Raw genomic sequence first — 12,582 nt, forward strand, 5'->3', positions numbered from 1 at the left:
ATGAACCCAGATCCAAACCCGCTTGATGACCAACCGCCCCAGGCAACCTTTACTTCAGGCTGTCGACTACCGGCGGCCTGCCTACTGCCGATGCACTCACAGCAAATGCATCCCCCTGTGTTCCTTGTAGTCCAAGGTTGGCACCATTGCTTGGCAAAGCTGCTTGCAAGCGGGTGAATACATCGTCGAGCAATGCCTGGCGACGGCGATACATCGCCCGTTTCTTTGCCGGAATGTCGGCCTCGGCACGCTGCGCCGGCGCCAATGGCAGGCTGTAGAAATCGGCATGCTCCGAAGCGCTGGCACCATGCTCCTGCCAGATAGCATCGTAGTTGGCCGCCAGCTCCTGGCCCTTGTCACGGCCAAAATAAGCGTGGCGGTGATGCCGGCTGGCATCGTTCACGGCATACAACCGGGCTACCCCCAACGTTCTGGCCAGGCACTTCAACGCCTCCAGCAGCAAGCTGCGCGGGCGCAACCCCTCGAAGTCTTTGGTCAGGTCGCGGTAGATGGCCAGCGAGGTGTCGCTGTCGATGCCTTTATGGATGCCCTGCACTGCGCCGATGTACAAACCAATGCCGGCCGGCCCCTGGCACAGGGTGAACGCCAGGGACGCCACACGCAGGTCACCCTGGAACAGGTTGAGCACCAGCTCGCCTTCGCGCTTGAACCAGATCGGCCGGTCGAGCACCAGACAGCAGCCCGACGAATAGCTACCCAGGTCACACAGGGCAAGGCTGTCGTCCCGGCCCAACAGCAACAGCCCAGGAAAATGCCGGGCCACCAGCTCGAAGTGCGAGGCCACTGCATCGAGGCGTTGCGGCGCCTGCCAGTGCTGGCTGATATAGGGCCATTGCACGACACCGATGCAGTCAACGCCCAGCCGCTGCAACCCCGGCTGGCCCAGCGCCGCGGTCAGGCGCTGCATGAAGGTGTTCAGCTGCGGCCAATGCCTGGCCATCTGCAGGCTCAACTTGTACTTGTTGTGCAATGCCCGCAACGAGTAACCGGGTTGCAGGGTAAGCACGCTTTTCACGAGGGTGCCGAGCATCATGGGCCTCTCTCACTTGTACTCGATCAAAGCCGCTTTGCCAGCCGCCAGGCGGTGGCGCAGAAACTTCAGCTGGCCGAGCATTTCGGGGAACTTGCCCAGTACCAGAAACACGGCCTGCAGCCAGTTTTCGCGCGGCGACCTGTTGCCCCGCTGCGCCAGGCGCATGGCCTGCAACGGGTAGATCAACAACAACCCCAAGCCCCAGCCGCCCACCAGCAGGCAGGCCAGCACGATCGACACGGGAATGCCCAGGCCCCACACCCAGGCCCGGCGCGACTCGCGCAACCAGTGCCGCTCGGGAGGCTGCCCGTGCAGATAGGCGCCCTCGGCGTAGGCATGCCCGGCACGCAGGCTGCGCCGCCACCATTGGCTGAACCGGGTCATGTCGGCGTCGTGCAAGGTCATCTCGGCATCCAGGCGCCAGATTTTCCAGCCCTTGGCGCGCAAGCGCACGCACAGCTCCGGCTCTTCCCCGGCGATCAGGTCAGGCCGAAAACCGCTCACAGCGACGAAAGCGTCTACCCGCATCAACGCGTCACCGCCGCAGGCCTTGGCCTCGCCGATAGGGGTATCCCATTCCAGGTCGCACAACAGGTTGTACACCGAGCGCTGCGCGAAGCGTTCGCGGCGCCGGCCACACACCACCGCCACCGCGGGGTGTGCGGCCAGAAACGCCTGGGCGGTGGCCAGCCAGCGGGCATCCACTTCGCAGTCGCCATCGACGAACTGCACCCAGTGCATGGCGGGCAGCAACCGCTGCAACACGGCAAAACCTTCGTTACGCGCCCTTGCCGCGGTGAACGGGGTGCCCATGTCCAGCGCCAGCACCTCGACGCCCAGGGCAGCGGCCAGTTGTTGCGAACCGTCGCTGGAGCCCGAGTCTACATACACGACCTTGTCAGCCCCATGGGCCAGCGAGCGCAGGCAGCGCTGCAAACGCTGGCCCTCGTTACGGCCAATGACCACCACGCCGGTCTGCATCGCCAAGGGCCTCACTCGACCGCCGCCGGGGCGACCAGGTGCCGGGCCTTGATGACTGCCGGTACGCCGACAGCCAGGGAGTTATCTGGTACATCCATCAGCACCACGGCATTGGCACCAATAATCACGTTGTTGCCGATGCGAATGCTGCCCAGTATTTTGGCGCCCGTACCAATGTCGACGTTATTGCCGAACACCGGGGCGATGGGCTCGTCGACATTTTTCAGGCCGACTACCACGCCATTGCGGATGCGACAGTCGTCGCCGAACCGGGCGTAGCCGCTGACCACGATGCCACCGAAATGGTCGATGACGAAATTGCGGCCGATCACCGCCTCGCAAGGCAATTCCACCCCGGTGATGATCTGCACGAATTTGAACAGCACCTTGTACACCAGTGAGCACAGCTTGCGCAGCAGCGCCGGGCGCACCCCGTAGCGCCAGCGGCCGAAGCGGTACACCAGCAATACCCAGAAGCCCTGGGCGCCCCAGTCGCCACCATGGGCCCGCAGGTCGGCGCGAATATTCTCGAACATGACGGTAGCTACCTTGTCGGTTGGCTGGCGTAACGGGTCTGCAACAGCAGTGACCAGGTCGCCCGGCAATGACGCCAGCAGGCCTGTATCGCGCCCCGGCCGCGTCGTTTCAACAGCGCTTTGAGTGCCAGCACCAGGTCGCCCACGGTCACCAGCAGCATATGCAACGCCAGCCCGGCCAAGCCATGGTGCTTGCGGAAATACAGCAGCTCGCTCTCGATCTGGTAGGCGGAAATCTGCCGGCTGGCAGCTTCCAGCTCGGTGACTGACTTGGAACTTTCACCCCCTATGTGGACCACCGTGGTATGTGGGTAGAACACCACTTTCCAGCCGGCCTGCTTGACCCGCTTGCAGTGGTCGACTTCCTCGTAATAAAGAAAGTAGCGCGGATCGAACAGGCCTACCTGGTCCAGCACTTCGCGGCGTACCAGGTAGAAGCACCCGGGCAACCAGTCGCATTCGCGGACCGAAGCGTGGTCCCAGTCCATGTCGTCGACCATTTTCAGCCCAGGGAACAGGCGCCCCAGGCCAGTACGCCCGACGAAGACGTTCAGTGGCGTGGGAAAATAGCGGCAGCTGGGTTGCAGGTCACCCTCACGGCCTTCGAGGCGTACCCCCAGCACGCCGCAGTCCGGGTGGGCATCCATGTAGTCGAGGGTTTTTTGCAGGGAATCGGCGGCCACGAACGCATCGGTGTTGAGCAACAATGCATACTTGCCTTGCAGGTGGGCCAGCAACTGGTTGTTGGCACGGCCAAAACCTACGTTGTGCTTGTTGCTGAGCAACACTGCCTCTGGGCATACCTCGGCCATACGCTGCAGCGAGTCGTCGACGGAGGCATTGTCCACCACCAGGTAACTGGCCAGGTGTTCGCTGCCTGCGCAGCGCAAGGCATCGAACATTGGCTGCAGCAACCCGGCGGTGTTGAAATTGACCACCATCACGTCGACCGGTTTGCTAGCCATTATTGCCATCCCCGAAGAAGTACTGGCGCCTCTGCGCCATCAGTTGCGGCTCAACCGTGGGGTCGTAGGCGCCGTCGCGCTGTTTGATCAGGTCGATCCACGGGTAGGCTTCGCAGCGTGCCTCGACCCGTTTGACCAGCGCCTCGGTGGTGCAGATGAACACGGCCGGGTTGCCGCCGTAGACGGTGCCCGGTGGCACGTCCTTGGTGACCACCGCCCCTGCCGCGACGATGGACTCGGGGCCGATGGTCACCCGCGGCATGATGATCGCACCGTGGCCGATGAAGCAGTTGTCCTTGATGTCGATGAAACCGACCGAATCAAGGTGTTTGCCAAACCGGTGTTCGATCAGCAAGACCACCCCGTCGTGGCCGATCAACGTGCAGTCGGACAACCCCACGCTGTTGCCGATACGCACCAGTGACGGGTCGAGGAACTTGCAGCCGGCATTGACGAAGAAATTGTCGCCTACCGAGTGAAAGTTGCCCCAGCGTTTGAGGTAGGCGCCCCACTCCAGCCCCGACGGCCTGCAGAACCGGCGGTAGAACGTGCCTCCGCGCCCGGTTGCATGTGCGTAATGTGCCACTGCCTTGCGTATCCATCCCATCATCCTTCCTGGCCTCGCGATCAATACGGCTCGAATGCCCTGAGGCGATGCGGTCTCGTTCTTCTAGATGCTGACCACTACGCACTCAACCTGTGTACAACATTGTTCACGCGGCGGCGCCGCTTTCCGTCCTCATCTTCGCGTCAAGGTGGTCGGCCAGCCGCACGGCGAACTGCAACAGCGGCATGGTCGGGTTGGAGGCGCCGCCCTTGGCAAAAATACTGCTGCCGGCGACATACAGGTTTTGCGTGCCGAATACCCGGCAGTTGCCGTCCACGACGCCCGTTTGCGCTGACGCGGCCATGCGCGTGGTGCCCATGTGGTGGGCATGGGGCGCCATTTTCAGCGGTATCGAGGTGTCATAGACAAACTCGTTGAGTTTGACGAAGCCCAGGCCCGTGTCAGCGAACTGCTTGGCCAGCTCGGTACCGATGCACTTGATGGTGTGGCGGTCATCGGCACTGAGCACCCAGTTCACGCTGACCTTCGGCACCCCCAGCGCGTCGTGCTCGTCGAGCAGCGAAATGCGGCTGTGCAGGTTGGGGAACTGCTCGATCATGGTACTGATCACGCCGTCACCGGGGCAGCTGAACTTGGCCACGAACTCGATCTTGCTGGAAATCCCCATGTCGCAGGCCAGGTTCTCGAGAAAATGCTTGACCTCGGCAGTGCGGCCATAGGTTTGCACATCGGCCAACAAGGCTGTGGTGACGTTGCCTTTGCCGGCCTGGTATTCGGCGAGGAAGGCATCGGTGGTGTAGTACTGGCGCGGCTCCGGGTCTTGCCCGGACTTGAGGATGAAGGTGCCCATCTCGATGTTCAGGTGCTCCATGAAGCACGCGCCAACCAGGCCTTCCTTGTTGACCACCCCCGCAGCCACCAGGGACTGGCTGTTCAGCAACTGTCGGGCATTCTCGATGGCCCCCGTGGCCAGGATGAAGTTGCGGGCCACCAACCGCTGGCGATTGCGCTGGTAGTCCGACAGCACCACCGCCGCCAGGTGGCCGGATGCCTGGTCGAATTCCAGGTCCACGCAGTTGCAATTGATGAACAGGTCCAGGCCCTTGGTCTGCTCCAGCGCCGTGGCGTATTTCTGGGCAAAGCGGGTCGGGGTGCTGAGCAGGAAACGGTCAGCTTCGAAGTCGCCACCCTCGAGCGCGGTGTTCAGTGCCCGAAAATCTGCCCCGGCGGGCAGGTCGACGATATCCATGGCCACCGGCAGGTAGGGCTCGATCTCCGCATAGGCAATCGGCCAACCCGGCAACTCACCCGGTGGGGCCACAGCGAAGTCGGAAGCCGTGAAGGGCCGACACCGGCCGGCCCAATGGTTGGACGTGCCGCCCAGGTAACGCAGGCGGGTTTCCTCGGCATACAGCTCCAGGCCGGTCGAGGGGCAAGCGTACAGGGCTTGCGAATGCGGGGCGTACTCACGCCCCCCACCTTCGGCCAGCAACACGTTCCAGCCGGCTGCCGCCAGGCGCAGGCCAAGGGTGATCCCCGCAGGGCCAGCCCCGATGATGCAGAAATCGTAGTTGTCGCGCAGCGTCTTCTGCTGCTCATAGTCCTGGATCATGCTGGCTGGTTCCGAAAATAGCCGGACGGCAGTACCCAGCCGTTGATCACCACGAACCCTGGCTTTTCAACCGGTTTGCCAGCAAACACCGCCGTGGCGCCGAACGCCGCGCTGCCCACGCCCAGCAGCACGCAACTCTGGAGAAAGCCTCTACGACCCAACTGCGCAGTACAAAAAGTGAGCTTCCCCATGATCCTGTGACCTGTCCCCATGAAAGTTACACCCAGCACGCAGCCCTACAGCCAGTTGAAGAAGGCCGTGAGCAACGCCCCGCACAGCGCCCCCACCAGCAGCATCGGTAGCACCACCAGCTCACGTTTGAGGCTGAAGATGCCCAGCTTGCGATTGACATGAACAACCAGTACCAGCGTCGGCACCGTGTGCAGGGCCACCCCCCAGATCGCCCATTGCACACCTCCCAGCGCCAGCAACAGCGGCAGGAGCCCCCACAGCGAAACCAGGCGGATGATGTTGTCCATGGCCTGGTACTTGGTGAGGCCCAACGCAATCCATACCTGATGAGCCAAGGTATAGCGCAATACGATGAAGGACAGCGAAAGAATCGCCAGCATTTGGCCAGCTTCCTGGTAGCGGTCATCGTACATCCAGCCAATCAGCAGTGGGCTGGCTGTGAGGAAGCCCCCGCAAATGAACAGCACCAGCAGGTCGACCAGCAAACGGAAGCGGTAATACAGGGTCTTCAGCCGCGCTTTGTCGTCGGCCCTGGCCGCCTCGCTGAACGCTGGCAGCGCCACGGCGCCGACGATCTTCATCAGCGCCGTCTGAACCGCGCCAAGGATGAGCACGGCAATGGAGTACACCCCCAATTGCGCCGCCGACATGCTGGCGCCAAACCAGATACGGTCACCGTACATGGCCAGTACCCCAACCATCGACGACAACAGGATCCAGCGGCCGAACACGATCAATTCGGTGAGTGCCGTACGGTCCCAGCGCAAGTGGTTGCGCGGGCCCTCCAGCGCGGTGTGGCCCAGCACAGTCCAGGCCACCGCCGAGACCAGGCCCGCGATGACCAGGGCCCAGATCGAGTGGGTCAGCACGCCCAGTACCAGCATCACCACCAGCCCGGCCAGTTGCGAGGCCAGGTCGACCAGCACCACGCGCTTCTGCTGGAAGGTACGCACCGCAACATCGATCTTGGTGGATTGGAAGCCCCATATCAGCGCCGACAGGCCGGTAACCGCCAGCACCATCGGCAGCACAGGGGCGGCATAGGTGGAGTCTGCCGGCCACAACTGCTGGTACTGCGCCACCCAGGCCGCCAGGGCCAGCAGCAGCGTCAGGGCGAACAGCACGAAGCCGCGGATGATCTGCACGGTCCACGCCGTATTGAGAAAGTCCGGGTCGTCGCCACGGTGGCTCTGGATGATGTTCTGGCGCAGGCCAACATCGGACAGCAGATGCAGGAGGACCGAAACGGTGGTGGCGATGACCATGACGCCGAACATTTCCGGCAGCAACAGCCGCGCCATGATGAGGTTGCCGCCAAGGCGCATGACCTGTGAAGCCACCTGCGAGACCAGGTTCCACGACCCGGCCCGCATGGCCCGCTTGCGCAGGCTCGCGGAGGCTGACACATCAATCGACGGCATGAATTCATTCTCTGACTGATTGGCTAGAAGTCACTATAGTTTCAATTAGCCACGATGCTAGTGCCCTGGCACGGAACTCAGCGCCTCACTGCCTGGCGGCGTCTTGGGAGCCCGGCCGGCGTTGCCACTCGCCCGAAGACAGTGTAGTTCCGCGACAGGGCAGCCGCCGTTTGCCCACCGAAGGAAAGGTGCACATAGCCGATGCCTGAACATTTTCGTGCGTTGATCGTCATTCTGTTTCTGGCGAGCGTGGTCTTCCTGTTGGCGCGGCGGCCGGCCACCGACCTGATTCCGCTCAGCGATTACAAGCGCCGGCGCAATTTGTGGTTCCTGCTGACCGTGCTGGCGTTCGTCTCGCACAGCTTCTGGCTGTACCTGGTCGCGGGTGCGGCCATCCTGTTGCTGGCACGGCGCCGCGAGCACAACCCCATGGCGCTGTTCTACATGCTGTTGTTCCTGATCCCGCCGGCCTCGGTGCAAGTGCCGGGGTTCGGCGTTGTCAATTACCTGGTCGACCTGAACCACATTCGCCTGCTGACGCTGTGCGTGCTGCTGCCGGCTGCGCTGGAGCTACGCCGGCACCCCGACAGCGTGCGCTTTGGGCGCACCTGGGCCGACCGGCTGCTGGCCGCCGGGCTGGTGCTGATGAGCGTGCTGTACCTGCGCGAGACCACCCTGACCGATACCTTGCGCCAGGCCCTGTACCTGTATGTCGACGTATTCCTGCCGTACTACGTGGCGAGCCGTGGCCTGCGCCAGCTCAGCGACTTCAAGGACGCGATGCTGGCGTTCGTGCTCACCTCCTTCGTCATGGCCCTGATCGCGGTTGCCGAATACGTGCGCCACTGGTTGCTGTACAGCGCCTTGGTCGACGCCATGGGCGTGCCTTGGAGCATGTCCGGCTACCTGAGCCGTGGCGGCGCCCTGCGCGCCAGTGTCACCACCGGCCAGGCGATTGCACTGGGCTATGTGATGAGCGTGGCGATTGGCCTGTTCCTGTTCGTGCAGGGTTACGTGCAGCGGCCCTTGCACAGGGCCATGGGCGCCCTGCTGCTGGCGGCCGGCCTGTTCGCGCCGTTGTCCCGTGGGCCGTGGATTGGCGCAGTGGTCATCGTGGTGGTGTTCATCGCGCTGGGCAAAGGTGCGGTCAGGCGCCTGGCGCTGCTGGGGGCGGCCGGCATGCTGACGCTGCCGTTGCTGACGGTGGTGCCGGGCGGTGACAAGGTGCTGGACCTGCTGCCCTACATCGGCAATATCGAAAAGGAAAACATCACCTACCGCGAGCGGCTGATGGACAACTCGTGGATCGTCATCCAGCGCAATCCGCTGTTCGGCTCGTTCGACTTCCGCAACACCCCGGAAATGCAGGCGATGATCCAGGGTGAAGGCATCATCGACATCGTCAACACCTACATCAACCTGGCACTGCGCGTGGGGCTGGTCGGGCTTGGCCTGTTCGTGGCGTTCTTTGCCGTGGTGCTGCACGGTATCCGCAAGGCGATGCGCAGCTTCCCGGACAAGGACGACGAACGACGACAGCTCGGCCGCGTGTTGCTGGCAACGCTGATCGGCATTCTGGTGATCATCTTCACCGTCAGCAGCATCACCTTCATCCCCGTGGTGTACTGGTCGATCGCCGGTCTGGGCGTGGCCTACACCCAGATGGTGCGGCGGCTGCATGCCAGCCCCGCGGTGGCACTGGCCGAACCCGACCTCCAACCCAGGTAATGTTCATGAATGCGCTCGCCCTGCGTGGTTTCATCCGCCTTTCGGCCTTCGCCAGCCTGGCCTTGCTGCCATTGCCGGGCTGGGCGTCTGCCTGGCAGGTCAGTGTCGACGAGCACACTGGCCTGCCCACCGTAAGCCGTGGTGGCGGCCCGGTGATGAAAGCCAAGTTCGATTTCTGGGCCGCCAACTGGAGCTGGACCGGCTTCTACACCGACCTCAAGGTCAACGGGCCGTACCACTACACCCTGCTGGGCAAGAACAAGGAGCTGGACTTCGACCTGGCCGCGGATATCCGCAAGGAGCAGGCGCAAACGCTGAGCTGGACCTTCGACCTCGATGCACACAGCCGCAAGGCCGGGGTGATGGGGGGCGGCATGGTGTTCCAGTTCGACCCTGCGCAGGTCACCGGGGCCATGGGCGCCCCGCAATTGCTGCCAGGCAACCGCGGCTGGTGGTGGGGCAACGCCGAGCAGGGCCGGCGCATCGAAATGCGCTTCGAGCCCCCCTTGGCCAAAGTGTATTTCGAGCGTGGCAACCCGTCTGAGCTGCGCGCGTTTCTGTACCAGGACCCGATCACTGCCGGCAAGCAACAGCTCAAGGCCGTGCTCAACCTGACCGGGGACATCGAACTCGCACCCACCGCCACCGAACGCTTCGGCCTGGCCGACCCGGCCAGCTGGCCAGACGACCAGTTGGACTGGCGCAGCGCGCCGGTAGACTTGTCGTTCCTCAATGCAGCAGAAAAACCCGCTGGCAAGCGTGGCTTCGTCAAGGCGGTCGGCGAGCAACTGGTGTTTGCCGACAACACCGCCGTGCGGTTCTGGGGCACCAACCTGTCGGCCTATGCGTTGTTCAAAAGCCCCGACGAGGAGATCCGCCAGCAGGCCAAACGCTTGTCGGCCCTGGGTTTCAACCTGGTCCGCCTGCATCATCACGATTCACCCTGGGTCAGCCCCAATGTGTTTGGCGACGGTACCTTGGTGCGCGACACCCAGCAGCTCAGCGCCGAATCGCTGCGCAAGCTGGACCTGTGGATCAAAGCACTCAAGGACGAGGGTATCTACATCTGGCTGGACATGCATGTGCAGCGGGCGCTCACTGCCAACGACAATATCGAAGACTTCGACGAATTGGCCAAAGGCGAAGCGCGCATCGACCTGAAGGGCTACGCCTACGTCAACCGCAGTATCCAGCAGGCAATGAAGCGCTTCGCCGAACAGTACCTGTCCCACGTCAACCCTTACACGGGGCTGGCCTACAAAGACGACCCGGCGATTGCCGCCGTGCTGATCACCAACGAGAACGACCTGACTCAGCACTACGGCAATGCCCTGATGCCGAACAAGGATGTGCCGCGCCACAGCGAACGCTACATGGCTGCCGCCAAGGCCTTCGCCAAACAGTACGACCTGCCCGCCGACCTGACTTGGCGCGCCTGGGAGCATGGGCCATCGAAGCTGTTCCTCAACGACCTGGAGCAGCGCTTCAATACCGACATGATCGCCCACCTGCGCAGCGTGGGCGTGAAAGTGCCGATCGCCACCACCAGCACCTGGGGCGGCAACGGCCTGAGTGCGCTGCCGGCACTGAGTGTTGGCGATGTGATCGACGCCCATAGCTACGGGGACATGGGTCAACTGGAGAAAAACCCGCTGACCAGCGACGGCATGATCGACTGGATCGGCGCCGCCCAGGTGGTCGGCAAGCCACTGACCGTCACCGAGTGGAACGCCGAGCCGTTCCCGCTGCCAGACCGTCACTCGCTGCCACTGTACATGGCCGCTACCGCCAGCCACCAAGGCTGGGACGCCCTGCTGCAATATGCCTACAGCCAACAGGCGTTCAACCCGGGTTGGCGCACGGCAGACAACTGGCACGCCTACAACGACCCTGGCATGCTCGCCACCCTGCCCGCTGCCGCCCTGCTCTACCGCCGCGGCGATGTGAAGCCGGCCACTACCGACTATGTGTTCGCCCCGACGGCAGCCACCCTGTACAACCAGGAAATCACCCCGCGCAATTCACCACTGCTGCGTACTGCCATGGAAAAGGGCCGCTTGCAGATCGCCCTGCCGCAAACGCCGCAACTGCCCTGGTTGAAACCTGCTGCCATCCCAAGCGGCGCGCACGTGCTGCAAGACCCCGATGAATCGCTGCTGCCGGCGGATGCCAGCGAATCGACCACCGACACGGGCGAGCTCAGGCGTAACTGGCAACAAGGCCTTTACACCATCGACACGCCGCTCACCCAGGCTGCCACCGGCTGGCTGGGGGGGCGGTCGATCAGCCTGGGCGCTGTGCAGGTGCAGGCGACTACGCCCTATGCCAGTGTCGTGGTGCAGAGCCTGGACGACAAACCGCTGGGGCAGTCGCGGGACCTGCTGGTGTCGCTGGGCACCCGGGCCATGCCCAAGCCCGATGACAAGACACCGTTCAATGTCGAGCCGCTGGAAGGCCGCCTGACCATCCAGGCGCCTGCCGGCCTGAAGCTGTACGCCCGCGATGCGCAGGCGCAGTTGAAGGCGCTGCCTGTGGCCTACGACAACGGGCACTACACCCTGTCCTTCGACGGCAGCTACATGTCCAACTGGCTGTTCTTGAAATAGGGCACATGGCCATCTACGCTCGATTCACTGCGTCGCTAAAACAGCAGGTCACAGGGGGTGCGCATGAAATGCCTGGTTGTCGGTGGCGCCGGCTACATTGGCTCACACATGGTCAAGCACCTGCAGGGCGCCGGCCATGAGGTGGTGGTGGCGGACCTGGTTTCACCTGGCCCCGGGGTTCAATGGGCCAAGCTCGACATTGCCGACGAAGCCGCACTGGATGTGTTGTTCGGTGTTGTGCATTTCGACGCGGTGTTTCACTTTGCCTCGTTCATTCAAGTGGGTGAATCGGTCAGCGCACCCGGCAAGTATTACCAGAACAATGTGGCTGCCACCCTTGCGCTGCTGCAGGCCATGGTCAACGCCGGCATCAAGTACCTGGTGTTTTCGTCGAGCGCTGCGGTGTATGGCAACCCGCTGTATGTGCCTATTGACGAAGCGCATGGCAAACAGCCAATCAACCCCTATGGCTTGAGCAAATGGATGGTCGAGCAGATTCTCGAGGACTTCGACCGTGCCTATGGTTTGAAGTCGGTTTGCCTGCGTTACTTCAACGCTGCCGGGGCCGACCCGGAGGGCCTGTTGGGTGAGCGGCATGAGCCGGAAACCCACCTGATCCCTTTGATCCTGCAGGCGGCATCGGGGCGGCGCGAAGCCGTCACGGTATTTGGCCGCGACTACGACACCCCGGACGGCACCTGTATTCGCGATTATGTGCATGTGTCGGACCTGGCCACGGCGCATGCGTTGGCGGTGGACTACCTGCTGGCGGGTGGGGAGCGTACTGCGTTCAACCTGGGCAATGGCCTGGGCTTTTCGGTGCAGCAGGTGATTGATACCGCGCGTGGGGTAACCGGGCGGCAGATCGACACACTGGACGCCCCCCGCCGCGCCGGCGACCCGCCGCGGTTGGTGGCCG

At 63.2% G+C, this 12,582-nt stretch carries 11 protein-coding genes; 3 read left to right on the plus strand and 8 right to left on the minus strand.

All coding sequences use genetic code 11. The features are described 5' to 3' along the window. Window positions 1-49: 49 nt before the first annotated feature. From G1E_RS13275 to G1E_RS13310, 8 genes are all read right to left on the minus strand, one after another. Window positions 50-1,054 carry a VirK/YbjX family protein gene (locus tag G1E_RS13275; protein WP_009682747.1) on the minus strand — a complete coding sequence of 335 codons (1,005 nt, stop codon included), beginning with the start codon at window positions 1,052-1,054 and terminating at the stop codon, window positions 50-52. Window positions 1,055-1,063: 9 nt separating this feature from the next. After that, entirely contained in the window at window positions 1,064-2,041 is a 978-nt protein-coding gene (locus G1E_RS13280; protein ID WP_033690384.1) for a glycosyltransferase family 2 protein, read from the minus strand. A 5-nt stretch (window positions 2,042-2,046) separates the two neighbouring features. Further along, window positions 2,047-2,571, minus strand: coding sequence for a serine O-acetyltransferase (locus G1E_RS13285; RefSeq protein ID WP_009682745.1), 525 nt, complete (start codon window positions 2,569-2,571; stop codon window positions 2,047-2,049). Window positions 2,572-2,579: 8 nt separating this feature from the next. Next, window positions 2,580-3,536, minus strand: coding sequence for a glycosyltransferase family 2 protein (locus G1E_RS13290; RefSeq protein ID WP_009682744.1), 957 nt, complete (start codon window positions 3,534-3,536; stop codon window positions 2,580-2,582). After that, window positions 3,529-4,146 carry an acyltransferase gene (locus G1E_RS13295; RefSeq protein WP_009682743.1) on the minus strand — a complete coding sequence of 206 codons (618 nt, stop codon included), beginning with the start codon at window positions 4,144-4,146 and terminating at the stop codon, window positions 3,529-3,531. The genes G1E_RS13290 and G1E_RS13295 overlap by 8 nt, the downstream gene beginning before the upstream one ends. A 103-nt stretch (window positions 4,147-4,249) precedes the next feature. Beyond that, entirely contained in the window at window positions 4,250-5,716 is a 1,467-nt protein-coding gene (locus tag G1E_RS13300) for a GMC oxidoreductase (protein ID WP_009682742.1), read from the minus strand. Beyond that, window positions 5,713-5,907, minus strand: coding sequence for a hypothetical protein (locus G1E_RS13305; protein WP_029885430.1), 195 nt, complete (start codon window positions 5,905-5,907; stop codon window positions 5,713-5,715). Before G1E_RS13305 ends, G1E_RS13300 begins: the two co-directional genes overlap by 4 nt. 45 nt (window positions 5,908-5,952) lie before the next feature. Beyond that, a complete protein-coding gene (locus tag G1E_RS13310; protein WP_009682740.1) occupies window positions 5,953-7,329 on the minus strand; it encodes an oligosaccharide flippase family protein in 1,377 nt (458 codons plus the stop codon). A gap of 201 nt (window positions 7,330-7,530) precedes the next feature. Between G1E_RS13310 and G1E_RS13315 the strand changes: the two genes are divergently transcribed. From G1E_RS13315 to galE, 3 genes are all read left to right on the plus strand, one after another. Continuing rightward, complete coding sequence (locus G1E_RS13315; protein ID WP_009682739.1) at window positions 7,531-9,057, plus strand: O-antigen ligase; 1,527 nt, start codon at window positions 7,531-7,533, stop codon at window positions 9,055-9,057. 5 nt (window positions 9,058-9,062) lie between these two features. Then, entirely contained in the window at window positions 9,063-11,663 is a 2,601-nt protein-coding gene (locus G1E_RS13320; RefSeq protein ID WP_047149880.1) for a cellulase family glycosylhydrolase, read from the plus strand. A gap of 63 nt (window positions 11,664-11,726) precedes the next feature. Continuing rightward, the coding region (galE, locus tag G1E_RS13325) for a UDP-glucose 4-epimerase GalE (RefSeq protein WP_047149879.1) at window positions 11,727-12,582 on the plus strand (856 nt) is incomplete at its 3' end.

Source organism: Pseudomonas sp. TJI-51, from assembly GCF_000190455.2.
Classification (GTDB): Bacteria; Pseudomonadota; Gammaproteobacteria; order Pseudomonadales; family Pseudomonadaceae; genus Aquipseudomonas; species Aquipseudomonas juntendi.